The organism is Nocardioides sp. InS609-2 (genome assembly GCF_023208195.1).
Taxonomy (GTDB): domain Bacteria; phylum Actinomycetota; class Actinomycetes; order Propionibacteriales; family Nocardioidaceae; genus Nocardioides.
Map to the genome: position 1 here is coordinate 425,832 of NZ_CP060034.1, position 17,722 is coordinate 443,553.

16 protein-coding genes are annotated in these 17,722 nt (G+C 70.0%); 5 read left to right on the forward strand and 11 right to left on the reverse strand.

What is annotated here, in order from left to right; all coding sequences use genetic code 11:
- The first annotated feature begins 50 nt into the window (after nt 1-50).
- Nucleotides 51-437: an RNA polymerase-binding protein RbpA gene (locus tag H4Q84_RS02325; RefSeq protein ID WP_248581795.1), complete on the forward strand. Its 387-nt coding sequence runs from the start codon at nt 51-53 to the stop codon at nt 435-437.
- Nucleotides 438-482: 45 nt separating this feature from the next.
- Here the strand turns inward: H4Q84_RS02325 and H4Q84_RS02330 are convergent, their stop codons facing one another.
- The 8 genes from H4Q84_RS02330 to H4Q84_RS02365 form a co-directional block, all read right to left on the reverse strand.
- Nucleotides 483-968, reverse strand: coding sequence for an FxsA family protein (locus H4Q84_RS02330; protein WP_248581796.1), 486 nt, complete (start codon nt 966-968; stop codon nt 483-485).
- A 7-nt stretch (nt 969-975) separates the two neighbouring features.
- A complete protein-coding gene (locus tag H4Q84_RS02335) occupies nt 976-1,719 on the reverse strand; it encodes a polyprenol monophosphomannose synthase (protein ID WP_248583594.1) in 744 nt (247 codons plus the stop codon).
- 26 nt (nt 1,720-1,745) lie between these two features.
- Nucleotides 1,746-3,266, reverse strand: coding sequence for an apolipoprotein N-acyltransferase (gene lnt / locus H4Q84_RS02340; RefSeq protein WP_248581797.1), 1,521 nt, complete (start codon nt 3,264-3,266; stop codon nt 1,746-1,748).
- A gap of 420 nt (nt 3,267-3,686) precedes the next feature.
- A complete protein-coding gene (locus H4Q84_RS02345; RefSeq protein ID WP_248581798.1) occupies nt 3,687-4,082 on the reverse strand; it encodes a hotdog domain-containing protein in 396 nt (131 codons plus the stop codon).
- Nucleotides 4,082-4,885: an OAM dimerization domain-containing protein gene (locus H4Q84_RS02350; RefSeq protein ID WP_248581799.1), complete on the reverse strand. Its 804-nt coding sequence runs from the start codon at nt 4,883-4,885 to the stop codon at nt 4,082-4,084. The genes H4Q84_RS02345 and H4Q84_RS02350 overlap by 1 nt, the downstream gene beginning before the upstream one ends.
- Entirely contained in the window at nt 4,882-6,456 is a 1,575-nt protein-coding gene (locus H4Q84_RS02355; RefSeq protein ID WP_248581800.1) for a lysine 5,6-aminomutase subunit alpha, read from the reverse strand. The genes H4Q84_RS02350 and H4Q84_RS02355 overlap by 4 nt, the downstream gene beginning before the upstream one ends.
- 67 nt (nt 6,457-6,523) lie before the next feature.
- Nucleotides 6,524-8,038, reverse strand: coding sequence for an amidohydrolase family protein (locus H4Q84_RS02360; RefSeq protein ID WP_248581801.1), 1,515 nt, complete (start codon nt 8,036-8,038; stop codon nt 6,524-6,526).
- The gene (locus H4Q84_RS02365; RefSeq protein ID WP_248581802.1) at nt 8,035-9,057 is read right to left on the reverse strand and encodes an L-erythro-3,5-diaminohexanoate dehydrogenase; all 1,023 of its coding nucleotides are present in this window, start codon (nt 9,055-9,057) and stop codon (nt 8,035-8,037) included. Before H4Q84_RS02365 ends, H4Q84_RS02360 begins: the two co-directional genes overlap by 4 nt.
- 153 nt (nt 9,058-9,210) lie before the next feature.
- Between H4Q84_RS02365 and H4Q84_RS02370 the strand changes: the two genes are divergently transcribed.
- Nucleotides 9,211-10,680 carry a lysine 2,3-aminomutase gene (locus tag H4Q84_RS02370; protein WP_248581803.1) on the forward strand — a complete coding sequence of 490 codons (1,470 nt, stop codon included), beginning with the start codon at nt 9,211-9,213 and terminating at the stop codon, nt 10,678-10,680.
- 217 nt (nt 10,681-10,897) lie between these two features.
- Nucleotides 10,898-11,845 carry a type IV toxin-antitoxin system AbiEi family antitoxin domain-containing protein gene (locus H4Q84_RS02375; RefSeq protein WP_248581804.1) on the forward strand — a complete coding sequence of 316 codons (948 nt, stop codon included), beginning with the start codon at nt 10,898-10,900 and terminating at the stop codon, nt 11,843-11,845.
- A gap of 99 nt (nt 11,846-11,944) precedes the next feature.
- Here H4Q84_RS02375 and H4Q84_RS02380 read toward each other — a convergent pair whose 3' ends face one another.
- Nucleotides 11,945-12,397 carry an Lrp/AsnC family transcriptional regulator gene (locus H4Q84_RS02380; RefSeq protein ID WP_248581805.1) on the reverse strand — a complete coding sequence of 151 codons (453 nt, stop codon included), beginning with the start codon at nt 12,395-12,397 and terminating at the stop codon, nt 11,945-11,947.
- A gap of 35 nt (nt 12,398-12,432) precedes the next feature.
- On the opposite strand from H4Q84_RS02380, the gene H4Q84_RS02385 reads away from it, so the two are divergent.
- The gene (locus H4Q84_RS02385) at nt 12,433-13,377 is read left to right on the forward strand and encodes a 5'-3' exonuclease (RefSeq protein ID WP_349238400.1); all 945 of its coding nucleotides are present in this window, start codon (nt 12,433-12,435) and stop codon (nt 13,375-13,377) included.
- Nucleotides 13,378-13,393: 16 nt separating this feature from the next.
- The gene (locus H4Q84_RS02390; protein WP_248581806.1) at nt 13,394-14,050 is read left to right on the forward strand and encodes an SDR family oxidoreductase; all 657 of its coding nucleotides are present in this window, start codon (nt 13,394-13,396) and stop codon (nt 14,048-14,050) included.
- Here H4Q84_RS02390 and H4Q84_RS02395 read toward each other — a convergent pair.
- Together H4Q84_RS02395 and H4Q84_RS02400 are read right to left on the reverse strand one after the other, a co-directional pair.
- A complete protein-coding gene (locus H4Q84_RS02395; RefSeq protein ID WP_248581807.1) occupies nt 14,040-16,844 on the reverse strand; it encodes a DEAD/DEAH box helicase in 2,805 nt (934 codons plus the stop codon). The genes H4Q84_RS02390 and H4Q84_RS02395 overlap by 11 nt on opposite strands.
- Entirely contained in the window at nt 16,841-17,722 is an 882-nt protein-coding gene (locus H4Q84_RS02400; protein ID WP_248581808.1) for a diacylglycerol kinase, read from the reverse strand. Before H4Q84_RS02400 ends, H4Q84_RS02395 begins: the two co-directional genes overlap by 4 nt.

Sequence of the window (17,722 nt, forward strand, 5' to 3'; positions counted from 1 at the left end):
GGGCCGTCTCATTCCCGTACCCGGGAAGCAACTAATCTGGAGGTGGCTCAATGGCGGAGCGCACATTGCGTGGCGCGAGGCTCGGCGGGCAAAGTTTCGAGGACGAACGCGGCATCGAGTTCGCGGCCCGCCAGCAGGTCGGCTACCGCTGCCAGCTGGGACACGTCTTCGAGATCACGATGTCGGTCGAGGCCGACATCCCCGCGGTGTGGGAATGCCCGCGCTGCGGTGGCGAAGGCCTGAGCGTCGACGGCATCACCAAGGAGGTCAAGGTCGAGAAGCCGGCCCGAACCCACTGGGACATGCTGCTCGAGCGCCGGTCCGAGAAGGAGCTCGAAGACATCCTCAAGGAGCGTCTCGACCTGCTGCGTGGCGGAGAGATCGGTCCCGCCCACCTGCACCGCGCCAACGCGAAGAAGCGGATCAAGTCGGCCTGACGATGTGAACCTGCGGGTCTGGTTCCCGAGATCAGATCGAGCAGGTCACTCGTCGTCCACCACATCGCCCCGGACCACTGGTCCGGGGCCTTGTGCTGTCCGGGGCTGGTTGCCGGGGCCCCAGCCACCCGCGGGTACGACGCCCGCAAGCAGCCGCCGGGAGATGACGGTGGTGAGCAGCCTCCGCGCCACGGGACGCGTGATCGGCAAGATGAGCAGGATGCCGAGGATGTCGGTGACGAACCCCGGGCTCAACATCAGCGCGCCGCCAAAGACGATCAGCGCACCGTCGGCGAGCTCACGCGCGGGCATCCGGCCCGAGTCGAGCGCAGACCGGAGGGCGCGCCAGGCGCGGCCACCTTCACGGCGGATCAGCCAGCCGCCGAGGATGCTGTCGGCGATGAGCAGCAGGATGGTCCACCACGGGCCGATGACCTGGCCGACCTGGATCAGCACGTAGATCTCTGCCAGAGGCACGACCACCAGCGCGATGAAGAGCACCCACATCGGGAAGCTGCGGCGTCGAGTCACGACTCCATCATGAAGCACGGCGTGAAACCCGGCGACCCACGAGCCGCCGCCGTACCGCTGCGCGCCGTTCCTCGAGCCCCCACAGGGTGATCTTCCTCAGCGACTCACCGGCGACCTGACCGGTCATCTTGGAGTTGCCGCGCACCCGCTCGATGAACTCGATCGGCACCTCGCGCACCCGCAGACCGGCCACCAGCACCCGGTGCGTCATGTCGGTCTGGAACACGTAGCCGGTCGACCTCACCGAGGCCAGGTCGATCGCCTCCAGAGTCGCTCGCCGGAAGAGCCGGAACCCGGCCGTGGCGTCACGCACAGGCATGCCTATCAGCAACCGGACGTACAGGTTGCCGCCACGGGACAGCAGCTCGCGCGACCTCGGCCAGTTGACGATCGAGCCGCCCAGCACGTAGCGGGAGCCGATGACGAGGTCAGCGTCGGCCAGCGCCTCCACGAGCCGGTGCAGCTGCTCGGGCTGGTGCGACCCGTCGGCGTCCATCTCGCCGATCACGTCGTAGCCGGCGTCGAGAGCGACCTGGAAGCCGTGGAGGTACGCCGCGCCCAGCCCCTCCTTCGAGCTGCGGTGAACCACGGATATCGCATCGTGGTTCGCGGCCAGCGTGTCGGCGATCCTGCCGGTGCCGTCAGGAGAGTTGTCATCGACGATCATCACGTCGACCCCGGGCTGCGCCGTACGCAACCGGTCGACGATCCACTCGAGGTTCTCCGCCTCGTTGTAGGTCGGTATGACCATCACGGTGCGGTGGTCGGCTGGTGGCGTCACGCGTCATCCTCGGCTGGCTGGTCGGTCCGGCGAGGATATGCGACGCGCGGGGCCCGAAGGGCAAGAACCAGGCCGACCAGGGCCAGCGCCAGGCAGATCCGCCCGGGCCAGGACCCCATGCGTACGGCGGGTGTCAGCCCGGTGCGCAGCTCGACGTCGCGCACCAGGACCTCTTGCGTGCGGGCCGCTGCGGAGTCGAGCACGGTGCCATCGGGGTCGATGATGCCGGAGACGCCGTTGACCGCCGCCACGGCGACGTACCGCCCGGTCTCCATCGCCCGGAGCCGGGTGATCTCGAACTGCTGCTCGATCTGGTAGGTGCCCATGAAGCTCGCGTTGCTGGTCTGCACCGTGACCAGCTCACCGCCGTGCTGGAGCTGGGCGTGGATGCCGTCGTCGTAGGCCACGTCGAAGCAGATGGCGTCGGCGACCAGAGCCCCGTCGATGCGCAGCGGCTCGAGCCGCGTGCCCTGGGCCATGTCCCGCGAGATGAGCCGGAGCTGGCCGAAGTTGCTCTTGAAGACCGTGTCGCGCCACGGGATGTACTCGCCGAACGGCACCGGGTGGCGCTTGGTGTAGCGGTCCCCTCCCCCGGTGACGGGATCCCACACGATGCCCTGGTTGAGCACCGCGTCGGGATCCGGCGCGTCGGCGATGACCCCGACAAGCACCGGCACCCCGATCGCCGCCACGGCTGACTCGATGCCTGCGTTGACCTCCGCGTCGAGGAACGGGTCGACCGCCGTGGAGTTCTCGGGCCAGATGACGAAGTCGGGTCGCTCGACGTCACCTGCCTGCACTCGCGCCGCCAGGTCGATGGTCGCGTCCACGTGGTTGCGGGTGACCTCACGGTGGACGGCCACCAGGTCGTTGCCCGTGCCCGGGACGTTGCCCTGCACGACCGCCACGGTCACCGACCCGCTCTCCTCCGTCGTGTACGGCGCCACAGCCCCCGCAGCGACCGGCAGGAGCACCGTAGCGACGGCCAGGACGGCCGTACGCCGCTGCCGCCACCCTCCGAGCACCAGCCAGCCCAGCGTGGTCCCGGAGGCGGCCAGCAGCAGGCTCACACCGGAGAACCCGAGCCAGGGCACAGCCTCGGCCCACGGCGTACCGGCGACGGCGTAGGAGAGGCGGCCCCAGGGCATGCCGCTGAACGGCCAGGAACCGCGGATGGTCTCGATGGCGACCCAGGCGGACGCCGTCCACAGCGGCCACCGGCGCAGCCGCATCAACCGCGCCATCAAGGAGCCGAGCGGCGCGAAGAACGCCGTCTCCAGAGCGGCCAGCGACAGCCAGGCGTCGGGTCCGACGGCGCGCATCCAGTACATCAGGACGAAGCAGAAGCCGCCGCCGAAGAGCAGGCCGGGCAGCCAGGCGCTCCGGGCGCGCAGCCCGTGGAGACAGCACACGAGGACCGCGATCGAGAGCGGGATGAGGAGAGCGATCCCGACGGGCTCGAACGCTAGGGCCAGGAGGACGCCGGCGAGCAGCGCGGCGAGACTCCGTAGCAGCACGTGGCAACGCTACCCGTCAGCGGTTACAGGCCGACGGAAGGGACCCGAGCCCTTCGGACCAACCCGGAGCCGACTGGATGCCGACGACGCGCTGTTGTCTACGGAGCTGGAGTCCCTTCCGTCGCCGCCTTCGCGGTGCGGGACCGACCTCCGTGAACCGGGTCGGGCGAGCGCTGGCTCCACACCCACCGACTCGGCCACTCGGACGTCGGTCCGCAAGCCACGATCTGCACAGGCGGACCCAGGCACCTTGGATCCTGGACCCCGGCACTGTCAACCGGTCCCTGACCTGCACAGACGCGCGTCTTCGCAGGTCAGCGAAGCGCTCTCCCGCGCCGGTCATTTCGGGCCAGTTTCAGACCTCGCGGCGTGTCTCCGACGACACGCCGATCAACTGGTCCAGAGCACCGGACCGGGCCCTCAGGAGGACTTCGCCGGGACGACCACGGTCCCGGTCGCGGACGTCGCCAGCAGGGGTTCGTCGAGCATGTCTGCGGCACCCGGTGCCGTTTCGGTGGCGGCGCCGCGCGCCACGACGTGCACGGCGAACTCCATGACGCGCGAGCGGGTGCCGGCCTTGACCAGCTCGCAGGTGATCTCGAGGACGTCGCCGGCGATCACGGGCGCTCGGAACTGCACGTCGGAGTACGACGCGAACAGGCCCTCGTCGCCGTCCGTGCGGATGCACATCTCGGTGGCGACGTCGCCGAAGAGGCCCAGCGAATAGGCGCCATCGACGAGGTTGCCGGCGTAGTGGGCATGGGAGTACGGCACGTAGCGGCGGTGGACGACGCGTTCTCCGACGGTTGCGGGCATCAGGAGGCCTTTCGTTGGGTCAGCCGGTGCACGATGAACGACGCGACCTCGCCGGGCGTCGTACCGCGGCCGAAGACCCGGTCGACGCCGAGCTCGTCGGCCATCGTCTCGTCGAAGCGCGGCCCACCGACCACCAGCAGCGGCCGAGCCGCCGACGGGTAGGCCTCGCGGAACGCCGCGGACATCTCGCGGGTGTTGAGCAGGTGGGCGTCGCGCTGGGTGACGACCTGCGAGACGAGTACGGCGTCGGCCTTCTCCTCCCGGGCGGCCTCGACGAGCTGCGGCACGCTCACCTGGGCACCGAGGTTGACCACCTTGAGCTCGCGGTAGTACTCGAGCCCCTTCTCGCCGGCGAAGCCCTTGATGTTGAGGATCGCGTCGATGCCGACGGTGTGGGCGTCGGTGCCGATACAGCCACCGACGACGACCAGGCGGCGACGCATCGCGCGCTTGATGGCGGCGTTGGCCTCCTTGGGCGTCAGCAGCGGGTAGTCGCGCTCGATCACCTCGACGATGGAGGTGTCGACCAGGTGGTTGACCCGGCCGTAGACGACGAAGAACGTGAAGTCGGGCCCCATCGGCTTGGCGTGCACCACCAGCGCGGGGTCGATGCCCATCTTGTTGGCGAGCTGGGCGGCCGCACCCTCGGCGATCTTGGAATGCGCCATCGGCAGGGTGAAGGAGACCTGCACCATGCCGTCACCCGTCGTGTCGCCGTACGGGCGGATGATGTGGCGTCCCCCCGTGGACTCAGGAGGTTGCGCCTCGGCCGTGCCGAGACCCGGGGTCTTGGGGTCGCTCACTTCTCCTCCAGGATCTCGATGGCCGGGTTGTAGTAGACCTTCGACTTCTTGGCGACGCCCTCGAGGCCGCGACCCTTGTGGGCGGGGCGCTTCATCAGGCCGAAGGTGCCGTCGGCAATGGCGTCGAGCAGGCCGTTCTCGTGGCCCTTGATGTCCTTGAGGAGCCCAATTGACTCCCCCAGCACCTCACGGGCGCGGCTGCCGATGAAGCCCTTCGGGTCGGGGTTGAAGTCCTCGTGCAGGTTGCCGGCTGCGTTCATCACGTAGCGGACGTTCTGCAGGGCCAGGTCGCGGTCGGAGATCCACGGCGTCACCACGGCCTCGGTCATCATGCCGACAAGCAGGATGCCCTGGTCGGTGAGCGCCCCGACGAGGTTGAAGAAGCCGTCGAGCAGGTAGCCACGGAAGACGTCGCCGGTCATGTGCCGCGTGGGCGGCATCCACTTGAGCGGTGCCTTCGGGAACAGGTCGCGCGCCAGCATCGCGTGAGCGAGCTCGAGGCGGAACGAGTCGGGCACCTCGGGGTCGATCTCGAACGCGTGGCCCAGGCCGAGCTGCCAGTCCTCGAGGCCGGCCTCCTTGGCGAAGTACTCGTTCAGGAGCTGGCTCGTGGTGACCGTGTGCGCGGCGTCGACGGCGTCGGCGGTGGTGAGGTAGTTGTCCTCGCCGGTGTTGATGATGATGCCGGCGCGGGCGTGGATCTGCCGGCTGAAGCGTTGGTCCACGAACGTGCGGATCGGGTTGATGTCGCGGAAGAGGATCCCGTACATCGAGTCGTTCAGCATCATGTCGAGCCGCTGGAGACCGGCCAGCGCGGCGATCTCGGGCATGCAGAGACCGGACGCGTAGTTGGTCAGCCGCACGTAACGACCGAGCTCCTTGCTCGTCACGTCCAGCGCTTCGCGCATCAGCCGGAAGTTCTCCTGCGTGGCGTAGGTGCCAGCGAAGCCCTCGCGGGTGGCGCCCTCGGGCACGTAGTCGAGCAGGCTCTGCCCGGTGCTGCGGATCACCGCGATGATGTCGGCGCCCTCACGAGCTGCGGCCTGGGCCTGCGGGATGTCCTCGTAGATGTCGCCGGTGGCGACGATCAGGTAGATCCACGGCTTGCGGGGCGCGTCGCCGATGCGGGCGATCATCCGCTCGCGCTCCTTGCGGCGGGCGTCGATCCGGCGGATGCCGGCCCCCACGGCCTTGCGCGACGCCGTACGGGCTCGGGTGTAGTCCTTGCCCTCGGGCAGCCGGAAGCGCACCGAGCCGGCGCCGGCCTTCTGCGCCAGGGTGGCGAGGTCGTCGGCCTCGCCGCGGAGCAGCGCGTCCCAGACCGGGAGCGCGATGCCGTGGGAGAGGCCGCCGTCGTCGTGGAGATCGGCGCGTACGGCGTCGGCGAGGCGGTTGACCCACGGGATGCCGTCGGCGTCGGCGCCCTCGAGCCCGGCGAGCCGCAGCGTCGCCCGCTCGACCGAGACGGTCGTGTGCAACTTGGCGGTGTTGACGATCGGGCGGCCGACTGTGCGGGCCAGGGCACGCGCCTCGCGCACCTGCGCCGGGTCGAGCTTGAGCTTGCCGCTCATGCGGGGTCCCTGCGGAGTTGCGCGCGGGGGGAGCCCAGTGGAGAGAGCTGAGATCTCCGTGGGGTGTTCATGAGTCCACCTTCCAGATCGTGGCGCCGGCGGCGAGAGTACGCCGTGCGGCAGGCAGTGGGAGGTCGGGATGGAGCACCGGCCAGCCGTCGGGGTCGAGGTCGCCGGGGACGTCCCAGGCGGCCAGGTCGGCACGCTTGCCGACCTCGATACTTCCGGACGCGTCGTCGCCACCGGCGAACCAGCCACCGGCTGTGTGCGCGACGAAGGCCGTCGCCACGTCGAGGCTCTGCTGCTCGTCGTGGTGGTGGCAGGCAGCGCGGACAGCGGCCCACGCGCCGAGCGAGGTGACCGGGGAGTCGGAGCCGAACGAGAGTCGCGTGACTGCGGCCAGGTCGCGGAGCGGGTTCGTGCCGCGCCACCGCTCCCCCAGCCGGTCGGCGTACATGCCGTCGGAACCGCCCCACAGGGCGTCGAACATCGGCTGCACGCTGGCGAGGACGCCGAGGCGGCCGAGCACCTCGATGACTCGCGCGGACGGCATCTCGACGTGCTCGAGACGGTGCCGGTGGGCGGCCAGCGTCTCGACGCCGAGGGTGCGGGCGGCGAGCTCGAAGCCGTCGGCGATGGCGTCCAGGGCTGCGTCGCCGATGCAGTGGAAGCCGGCCTGCAGGCCGGCGTTGCTGCACTCCACCACGTGGTCGGCGATCTGCTCGGCCGTGAGGTAGCCGTGGCCGCAGAGCGTGTGCGCGTCGTCGTAGGGCGAGGTCAGGGCCGCGGTGCGCGACCCGAGTGCGCCGTCGGCGTTGAGGTCACCGGCGAGGCCGCGTACGCCGAGGGCTCGCGCCTTCTCGACCACGCCCACCTGGCCCCAGTAGAGCGTGGCGATCAGGCCGCGCTCCTCTGCGGCCTGGCGCACGAGCGCGATCTCGGACTCGGGACCGATGTGCGGCGCGGCGTTCTCGTGGAGGCCGGCGAAGCCGTGCCGGGCCAGCTCGCCGCACGCGGCGCGGGCCGCGGCGAGACGCTGCTCGTCGGTGGTGCGGTCTGCGAGGGCGTCGCGGACGACGTGGTGGGCGTCGCGCTCGACCCGGCCGTCGGGGGTCCAGCCGACGGCCGCCTCGAGGTCGCGGATCGTGGCAGCGAAGGTGTGGGAGACGAGGGCCGAGTGGCCGTCGACGCGCGTCAGGTAGACCTCGCGCCCCGGCACCGCCCGCTCGATCTCGTCGGCGGTTGGCGGCTCGGCGACCGGCCAGCGCGACTCGTCCCAGCCGTTGCCGACCAGGAGGTCGTTCGGGTGCCCCGCGGCGTACGACGAGAGCAGGTCGAGGGCGTGGTCGCGGCTGGTGGCGAGGGTGAGGTCGAGCTGGGTGAGGGCGAAGCCGGTGCGGACGGTGTGGATGTGGGAGTCGACGAACGCGGGCGTGATGAGAGCCCCGTCGAGGTCGACGACCTCGTCGGCGTCTGCCCAGGCTTCGGCGTCGTCGCCGACCCAGGCGATGGTGTCGCCGTCGACGGCCACCGACGTGGCGGGCGTGCCCAGCACGCGGCCGTTGCGCAGGAGGGTCCTCATCCGAGTCGGCCCTCGAAGAGACCGCGGACGCCGTCGTTGCTGCGGAGCAGGTCCATGGCGTACGCCGCGTGACCGGGCACGTAGCCGTTGCCGACCAGCATCGTGACGTCGGCCGCGACGCCCTCGGCGCCGAGAGCCGCCGCCGAGAACGACGTGGCCATGGAGAAGAAGATCACGGTGCCGCGGTCGGCGGTGGTCAGGATCGCGCCACCTTCGCAGCCGGGTACGTCGACGCAGACGACGGTGACGTCGGCCGGGCCACCGGAGGCGAGCACGGCGTCGCGCAGGGCGATCGGGTCGCGGGCGTCGGCGATGGTGACGGCGTCAGCAATCCCGGCGTCCTCCAGCAGGGTGGCCTCGCGCTCGTGCGGAACCACTCCGATGGTGCGGGCCGCGCCAGCGTCCTTCGCGGCCGCCAGGCTCAGAGAGCCAGACTTCCCGGCCGCGCCGATGACGGCGACCACCGCGTCGTCGTACTGCTTCACCACGCGAGCCGTGAGTGCGGGCGCGCCGCAGACGTCCATGACCGACAGGGCAAGATCGCGGGGCAGGTCGTCGGGGATCACGGCCGCGATCGAGCGGCCGAACAGCACGGCGTACCCGTCGCACGGGACCTGCTCGGAGAGGCCGTCCCAGTCGCGGAGCGCGTCCTCGATGACGAGCGGGGTGAGGGTCAGAGAGACGAGGGTGGTGACGCGGTCGCCCACATTGAGGCCGAGGGGTGACTCGGGCCCGACCTCCTCGACGACGCCGACGAGCATGCCGCCGGACCCGGTTTCGGGGTTCTGCATCTTGCCGCGGGTCGCCACGATCTCGAGGACGGCAGCGCGGATGGCGTCACCGTCGGCGTACGTCCGCTCGAGCTGTCGGTACGACGCGGCATCGAGGTTGAGCTTCTCGACCCGGATGCGGACCTCGTCGGGCCACAGCTCGCGGCGGGTGTCGAGGCGCTGCGCCGCCTGGGGCAGCACCACGCCGTCGTCGAGCACCCGATGCAGTCCGGTGGGATCGCTCCGCACAGCTGTTCCTCCACTCGTTCAGGACAATGACAGGAAATGTTCCGGTGCGTTGATGTGCGCACCGGAGGATCTGTCGTCTACTCTGACAGAGACGTGGCGCGGCACACAAACCCCGCGCCGACCACCCCGACCGAGCATCCCCGGGAGCATCGCATGAGCATCGAGACGGCCATCGACCCAACAGATCTTTGGCAGGAGTCCACGCAGCCCTACCCCTACACACGGGTCGAGCTGGTCGAACCCGACTGGACCCGGTTCCCCGGGTGGCGCGACGTCACCGCGGAGCAGTGGGCGTCGGTCCAGTGGCAGCGCGCGCACTGCGTGAAGAACGTCAAGCAACTCCGTGAGCTGATGGGCGACCTGGTCGACGAGAGCTTCTACACCGACCTCGAGCGCGACCAGGCCGAGCGGGCCACGATGTCGATGCTCGTGCCGCCACAGATGATGAACACGATGATGCCGCTGGCCACGCCCGGCGGACCCGGCTCGCTGACCGACGAGCTGTACGCCGACCCGGTGCGGCACTACATGATCCCGGTGCTCAGCGACCGTCGTACCGACTGGGCGTCGCACCCGCACGCCACCCGCGACTCGCTGCACGAGCACGACATGTGGGTCGCCGAGGGGCTCACGCACCGCTACCCGACCAAGGTGCTGGCGGAGCTGTTGCCGACCTGCCCGCAGTACTGCGGCCACTGCACGCGGATGGACCTCGTCGGCAACTCGACGCCGGTCATCGAGAAGCTCAAGTTCACCGCCAAGCCCGTCGACCGGCTCGACGCGATGTTCGACTACCTGCGTCGGACGCCGCAGGTGCGCGACGTCGTCGTGTCCGGTGGCGACGTGGCCAACATGCCCTGGCCGCGGCTCGAGGACTTCCTCACCCGTCTGCTGGAGATCGAGAACATCCGTGACATCCGGCTCGCCACCAAGGCCCTGATCGGCCTGCCTCAGCACTGGCTGCAGCCCGACGTCGTCGAGGGCGTCGCCCGGGTCGCCGCGATCGCCCGCTCGCGCGGCGTCTCACTGGCGATGCACACCCACGCCAACCACGCGAACTCCATCACTCCGATCGTCGCCGAGGCGTCCAGCGCGATGCTGGAGGCCGGCCTGCGCGACGTACGCAACCAGGGCGTGCTGCTCAACGGCGTCAACGCCGAGCCGCACGCGCTGCTCGACCTGTGCTTCCGTCTGCTCGATGGAGCGCAGATCATGCCGTACTACTTCTACATGTGCGACATGATCCCGTTCTCGGAGCACTGGCGGGTCTCGGTTGCCGACGCGCAGCGCCTGCAGCACCACATCATGGGCTACCTGCCGGGCTTCGCGACGCCGCGCATCGTGTGCGACGTGCCGTTCGTCGGCAAGCGCTGGGTGCACCAGCTCACCGACTACGACACGGAGCGCGGCATCTCCTACTGGACCAAGAACTACCGCACCTCCATCGAGGCCACCGACGCCGAGGCGCTCTCGCGCACCTACGAGTACTACGACCCCATCCACACCCTCCCCCTCGAGGGTCAGCAGTGGTGGGCGGAGCACGGGCGCCTCGACGAGTCCGCCCTCAAGGCTGCTGAGGTGGCCGAGGCCTCCCGGCGTACGGCCGCACTGCAGGCTTACTGAGGCGGGGCGTTTGGGCGAGGAATCCCCGGTCGGCCGGGGATTCCTGAACTTGTCACCCCGTGCACGGGCCGACAAGTTCAGGAAGTGACCGCCCAGTCAGCGTCGTTCCGGCCCGGAGCGCCCCGAATGCGTCCACAGGCCGGCAGATCAAGGCGTTCTCCACAGGCGTCAGGAGTACCTCGGCGAAGCGTGGGGCTCCTCCGGCACGCTGTCCCGCATGGATCCACGCCTTCATGCCTTGATCGAGCTACACGGTGTCTTCCTCCGCAAGGAGGCGGTCGAGCTGGGCTACCACGACCACGCCATCGCGTCGTACGTCCGCAGAGGGATGTGGGTCCGGGTTCGTCGCGGGGCGTACGTGTTCGGAGTCGCCTGGGACCGGCTGAGCGAGGCCGACAGGTACGCCGTCCTCTGCCGGGCCGGCCTGCGCCAGGCCAGGACCGGTGCTGTGCTGAGCCACCTCAGCGCACTCAACGCGTACGGCGCGCCGCTCTGGGACCAACCGTTCGACATCGTCCACCTGACGCGGCGCGACCGCCGCACCGGGCGCAAAGAAGCTGGCATCCAGCAGCATCGCGGCGTACTCCTCCCCCAAGACGTCACGGAGCGGAACGGTGTGCCGACCGTTGTTCCGGTGCGGGCTGCCCTTGAGATCATCACGTTGACGAACGTCGAGCATGCTGTCGTCGAGATCGACTGGCTGCTACACAACCGACACACCACCCTTGACGCGCTTCGGACGCGCTACCAGCAGATGACGCACTGGCCCCACACATTGCGGGCAGAACTCGTGCTTCGCCTGGTGGATGGCCGCTCGGAGTCGGTCGGCGAGAGCAGGGCGCGATACCTGTGCTGGACCCAGGGCCTTCCTGCTCCCGTGCCCAACTATCCGATCTTGGGGCCAGATGGCAGCGAGATCGCCCGTGTGGACCTGGCCTGGCCCGAGCTGGGCGTCTTCCTCGAGTTCGACGGGAAAGTGAAGTACCAGCGCTATCTCGCCGACGACGAGGACGTGACCGAGTGCGTGCTGCGGGAGAAGGAGCGCGAGTCGATGATTTGCGAGCTCACCGGCTGGCGGTGCATCAGGATCGTGTGGGCAGACCTGTACCGACCGTCGGACGTCGCCGCTCGCATCCGCCGGCTGTTCCGTCCCGTAGCAGCCTGATCGAGATGACTTGGCAGGCAACCCATGAACTTGTCGGCCCATGCATTCCCCGACAAGTTCAGGAGTCCCCGGTCAACCGGGGATTCCGAAGCGACACGCTCAGGTGACCGGGCGGTTCTCGTACGGCGTGGAGAGCACGATCGTAGTCCGCGTGGCCACGTTGGCGGCGGCGCGGATCCTGGCCAGCAGCTCCTCGAGGTCCAGCGGGGTGCCGACGCGCACCTTGAGGATGTACGACTCCTCCCCAGCCACCGACCAGCAAGACTCGATGCCGGGGATGTCGCGCAGGCGCTCCGGGGAGTCGTCGGGCTGCGAGGGGTCGATGGGGCGGATCGAGATGAACGCCGTCAGCGGCAGGCCGATCTCGTAGTGGTCGACCTGGGCGGCGTACCCCGTGATCAGGCCGCGCGTCTCGAGCCGCTTCACGCGCTGGTGCACGGCGGAGGTGGACAGACCGGTCGCCTTGCCGAGGTCGGTGAACGACATCCGGCCGTCTGCGGCCAGCAGGCCCAGGATCTGCCGATCGGTGGCTTCGACCTCGCTCGTGCTCATGCCGTGAGGGTAGTGGTACGTGGCAGGATCGCGCCGTGACCTCACCCCCGCCCCGTCTTATGCTCCTCGACACCGCATCGCTGTACTTCCGGGCCTTCTTCGGCGTGCCCGACTCGATGCGCGCCCCGGACGGCACCCCGGTCAACGCGGTGCGCGGGCTGATGGACTTCATCAGCCGGCTGGTCGGCGAATACCAGCCCACCCACCTGGTCTGCTGCTGGGACAACGACTGGCGCCCGCAGTGGCGCGTCGACCTGATCCCGACGTACAAGGCCCACCGCGTCGTGGTGGTGACCCCCGGCGACAACCCCGACGTCGAGGAGGTGCCCGACCCGCTCGAGACCCAGATCCCGATCATCCTCGACGTCCTCGCGGCGTACGGCATCTGCGTCGTCGGCGCCGACCACCACGAGGCCGACGACGTGATCGGCACCCTCGCGACCAACGCCGGCATGCCCGTCGACATCGTCACCGGCGACCGCGACCTCTTCCAGCTCGTCGACGACGAGGCGGAGGTGCGCGTCCTCTACACGGCCCGCGGCGTCGGCCGGCACGAGAAGGTCACCAACCAGGTCATCCGCGACAAGTACGACGTCGACGCCAACCAGTACGCCGACTTCGCGACGTTGCGCGGCGACAACTCCGATGGCCTGCCCGGTGTCGCCGGCGTCGGCGACAAGACGGCCGCCACGCTGCTCAACCGCTTCACCGACATCGACGGCGTCGTCGCGGCAGCCGGCGACCCCGACTCCGACCTGGCGCCCGGCCCGCGCGGCAAGATCAAGGCCGCCGCCGACTACCTCGCGGTCGCCCCGCAGGTGGTGACCGTCGTGCGCGACCTCGACCTCGGCGAGTACGACGCCACGCTCCCCCGCACCCCGAAGGACCCCGACGCCGTGGTGGCGCTCGACAAGCGCTGGGACCTCGGCAGCGCAGCCGTCCGGCTGGTGGAAGCACTCCAGGGGCCGGCTCAGGACTAGTCCGTACGGTGGAGCCATGAGCCGCATCGCCATCATCGGGGGCCACGGCAACGTGGCCCGTCACCTCCACCCGCTCCTGGTCGCCGCCGGTCACCAGCCCGTGGCGCTGGTCCGCCGCGACGCCTACCGCGCCGAGCTCGAGGGCCTGGGCGCCGAGGTCGAGCTGCTCGACATCGAGAAGGGCGACGCAATCGCGTTCGCCCGCGCGTTCGAGCGCTGTCACGCGGTGGTGTTCGCTGCCGGCGGTGGCCCCGACGGCGACATCGAGCGCAAGCGCACCGTCGACCTCGGTGGCGCGCTCAAGACGATCGAGGGTGCCCAGCAGGCCGGCATCAGCCGCGTCGTACAGATCTCCGCCATCGGCGTCGACGAGCCCGTGGCCGACGTGGAGCCGGTCTGGAAGGCGTACGTCGAGGCGAAGCGCGACGCCGACACCGCCCTGCGTGACAGCGGGCTCGACTGGACGATCATCCGCCCCGGACGACTCACCGACGACGAGCCCACCGGCCTCGTCCAGCTGGCCGACCGGACCGGGCGCGGCGAGATCCCGCGCGCCGACGTGGCGGCCGTCGTGGCGGCCGTACTCGACACCGGTGCCGGCATCGGCGCCCAGTGGGACCTCGTCGGCGGCGCGACCCCCGTCGCCGAGGCCGTGAGCGCCCTCAGTCGGTGAGCGAGGAGTAGGCCACGATTCCCCGCTTCAGCCGGTGTACGGCCTGGCGCGCGACCCCGCGCAGCGGTGAGTCACCCGCGGCGTCTGCCACCTGGCCGGTGAGGTCGAGCAGCTGCTTCATCCAGCGCACGAAGTCACCGGCGGCCAGCGACGTGCCGCCCAGCACGTCGTCGAGGTCGTCTCCCTCGGCCCACCGGTAGGCAGCCCACGCGAAGCCCAGGTCGGGCTCGCGCAGGAAGTCGAGCTTGTGCTCTCGCTCGAGCGCGTCCAGATCGCCCCACAGGCGCACCATCTCGCCGATGACGTCCTTGACACGACCACCGGGCAGCCGCGGCACCGACGAGTCGTCAGCACGCCGTGCCTCGAAGACCAGCACCGAGAGCACCGACGCCAGCTCGGAGGCGCTGAGGTCGTCCCAGAGTCCGTGGCGCAGCGACTCGGCGGCCACGAGGTCCATGTCGGTGTAGATGCGCATCAGGTGCCGGCCACGATCGGTGACCTGGTCACCGGCGAGGTACTCCAGCGTCGTCAGCACCGAGCAGACCCGGTCGAACGTACGGGCCACGGTGTTGGTGCGCTGCTCGACCCGGCGCTTGAGCGTCTGCGCGTCGCGTTCCAGCTTGAACCACCGCTCCGACCAGCGCGAGTGGTCCTCGCGATCGGGGCACTGGTGGCACGGGTGTTCCTTGAGCTGCTTGCGCAGCGACGCGATCTCGCGCTCGGTCGCGTCGTCCACCGGGGTGTCGCGGCGGTTGGCGCGCTGGCGTGACGGCGGCGTGAGGTCACGCGTGCGGCTTCGCAGGAGGTCACTCAGCTCGCGCCGCATCTGCGGGTTCCGTCCGCTGAACGACTTGGGGACCTTCAGCCGGGTCAGCGACTCCACCGGCACCGGGAAGTCGGTCATTGCGAGCCGCCGAGCCTGCCGGTCAACCGTCACGACCTGCGGCCGCGGGTCGCCGTCACCGCTGACACCGGGGTCGATCACCACGGCGAAGCCGGCGAACTTGCCGGCCGGCACCTCGATCACGTCGCCGGGCCGCAGCCTGGCCAACGAGGCCGCGGCCTCGCCACGTCGGTCGGTGCGCCGGTTGCGAGCGGCGCCCTTCTCGACGTCGGTGATGCGCCGACGCAGCGCGGCGTACTCCATGAAGTCGCCGAGGTGGCACGTCGCCGCCTCGGCGTAGCCGTCGAGGGCGTCCTCGCTCTTGCGTAGCTGCCGGGCCAGCCCGACGACCGCCTTGTCGGCCTGGAACTGGGCGAACGAAAGCTCAAGCGTCGCGCGTGCCCGCTCCCGGCCGAACTGGTTCACCAGGTTCACCGCCATGTTGTACGACGGCCGGAACGAGGACCGCAGCGGATAGGTCCGGGTCGACGCCAGACCGGCCACCTCGCGCGGGTTCATCCCCGGCTGCCACAGGACGACTCCGTGACCCTCCACGTCGAGCCCGCGACGCCCGGCCCGGCCGGTCAGCTGGGTGTACTCCCCCGGCGTGATGTCGGCGTGTGCCTCGCCGTTCCACTTCGAGAGCTTCTCGATGACCACGGTGCGGGCCGGCATGTTGATGCCAAGTGCGAGGGTCTCGGTGGCGAAGACGACCTTGCAGAGGCCGCGCACGTAGAGCTCCTCGACGCACTGCTTGAACGCAGGCAGCATGCCCGCGTGGTGCGCGGCGACGCCGCGGGTGAGTCCGTCGAGGAACTCGTGGTAGCCGAGCACGTGGAGGTCATCGTCGTCGAGGTGGCGGCAGCGATCCTCGACGTACTGGTAGATCGCGTCGCGTTCCTCGGTAGAGGTCAGCCGCACGTTGGCGTTGAGGCACTGCGTGACAGCGGCGTCGCAGCCGACCCGGCTGAAGATGAACACGATCGCCGGCAGCAGCCGCTCGCGGTCGAGCCGCTCGATCACGTCGACGCGGCTTGGGATCCACACCCGCCGGCCGTTGCCGACCTGCTTGGGCCCGCCGCGGCCGGGACGCTTGTCGCGGGCCGTGCGGCGGTCCTTCATCCGGGTGCTGGCCCAGTCGTCCCGCGCGATGCGCACCAGCTCGCTGTTGACGGGCGCACCCTCCTTGACGAAGCCGGCGGAGGCGTCGACGTCGGAGGAGGCGAAGAGGTCGAGCAGCCGGCGGCCGACCATGACGTGCTGGAACAGCGGCACCGGCCGCTTCTCCTCCACGATCGTGGTGGTGTCGCCGCGCACCGTCTCGAGCCACTCGCCGAACTCCTCGGCGTTGGAGACCGTCGCCGACAGGGAGACGACGCTCACCGACTCGGGCAGGTGGATGATCACCTCTTCCCAGACAGCGCCGCGCATCCGGTCGGCGAGGTAGTGCACCTCGTCCATCACGACGAAGCCGAGTCCCAGCAGCGTCCGGGAGCCGGCGTACAGCATGTTGCGCAGCACCTCGGTCGTCATGACGACGATCGGGGCTTCGCCGTTGACGACGTTGTCGCCGGTCAGCAGCCCCACCTGGTCGGCTCCGTAGCGTGCGACGAGGTCGTTGTACTTCTGGTTCGACAGCGCCTTGATCGGTGTCGTGTAGAAGCACTTGCGGCCGCTCGCGATGGCCAGGTGAACAGCGAACTCGCCCACCACCGTCTTGCCCGAGCCGGTCGGCGCGGCCACGAGCACGCCGCGGCCGTCCTCGATCTCGCGGCAGGCGGCGACCTGGAAGTCGTCGAGCGGGAAGGCGTACTGCCCCGCAAAGTCGACCAGCACCGGATGCCTTCGATCGCGCTGGAACGCGGCGTACTTCTCCGACGGGCTCAGCTCGGTCTCCTCGCGCTCGGTCATGCCAGCACCTTCAACGCGCCGGGTGCGCTCTCGATGGTCAGCGGCAGCGCGCCGAAGCGCTCGCCGTCGGCGTACGCCACGATGCCGGGCGCAGCCACGCTGACCTTGCGGACCCGGTGGTGCTCGTACTGCGGCAGCGTGACGTGGGTGCCCTTGAAGAGCCGGGGGTAGGCGCGCACCAGCGCCGGTTTGCTGAGCTTCTTGATGATCACGACGTCGAGCAGGCCGTCGTCGAGGACGGCGCCCTCGGTGATCCGCAGTCCTCCGCCGTACGACGGCCCGTTGCCGACCGCGACCAGCGTCGCCTCGCGCTGGACGACCTCGCCGTCGAGGTCGATCGTGTAGGGCAGCGCGGCGAAGGTGCGCAGCTCCGCCAGGGTGGCCAGGTTGTAGCGCATCTGGCCGCGCGGCCAGGTCATGTCGTTGGCCCGCTCGTTGACGACGGCGTCGAAGCCCGCGGCGAGCACGGTCACGAAGTACTTCGAGCCGCACCGCGCGAGGTCGACGGTGCGGGTGCGGGAGGCGATGACGCGGTCGGCGGCAGCCGCCGGATCCTTGCGCGGGATGTCGAAGTAGCGAGCCACGTCGTTGCCGGTGCCGGACGGGATGATGCCGAGCGGGATGCCGGTGCCGGCCACGGCCTGGACGCCGAGGTGCACCATGCCGTCGCCGCCACACACGACCAGCGCCTCGACGCCGTCACGCACGCAGGCATGGGCCAGGTCGAGGGCCTCGTCGGCATCGGCGCCCTGCAGGTTGCGCACCACGAAGCCCGCGTCACGCAGCCGGGACACCGCGACGTCGCGGATGCGCTCGCCGCGGCCCTTGCCGGCCGACGGGTTGGTGATGAGCGCGATCTCGCGGGAGGGGCCGGGCAC

Excerpts from the sequence above, each read along its gene's own strand:
- H4Q84_RS02360 (WP_248581801.1), bottom strand. The coding sequence starts at position 8,038 with ATGAGGACCCTCCTGCGCAACGGCCGCGTGCTGGGCACGCCCGCCACG.
- H4Q84_RS02325 (WP_248581795.1), top strand. The coding sequence starts at position 51 with ATGGCGGAGCGCACATTGCGTGGCGCGAGGCTCGGCGGGCAAAGTTTC.
- H4Q84_RS02390 (WP_248581806.1), top strand. The coding sequence starts at position 13,394 with ATGAGCCGCATCGCCATCATCGGGGGCCACGGCAACGTGGCCCGTCAC.
- H4Q84_RS02355 (WP_248581800.1), bottom strand. The coding sequence starts at position 6,456 with ATGAGCGGCAAGCTCAAGCTCGACCCGGCGCAGGTGCGCGAGGCGCGT.
- H4Q84_RS02370 (WP_248581803.1), top strand. The coding sequence starts at position 9,211 with ATGAGCATCGAGACGGCCATCGACCCAACAGATCTTTGGCAGGAGTCC.
- H4Q84_RS02395 (WP_248581807.1), bottom strand. The coding sequence starts at position 16,844 with ATGACCGAGCGCGAGGAGACCGAGCTGAGCCCGTCGGAGAAGTACGCC.
- H4Q84_RS02380 (WP_248581805.1), bottom strand. The coding sequence starts at position 12,397 with ATGAGCACGAGCGAGGTCGAAGCCACCGATCGGCAGATCCTGGGCCTG.
- H4Q84_RS02375 (WP_248581804.1), top strand. The coding sequence starts at position 10,898 with ATGGATCCACGCCTTCATGCCTTGATCGAGCTACACGGTGTCTTCCTC.
- H4Q84_RS02345 (WP_248581798.1), bottom strand. The coding sequence starts at position 4,082 with ATGCCCGCAACCGTCGGAGAACGCGTCGTCCACCGCCGCTACGTGCCG.
- H4Q84_RS02335 (WP_248583594.1), bottom strand. The coding sequence starts at position 1,719 with ATGGTCATACCGACCTACAACGAGGCGGAGAACCTCGAGTGGATCGTC.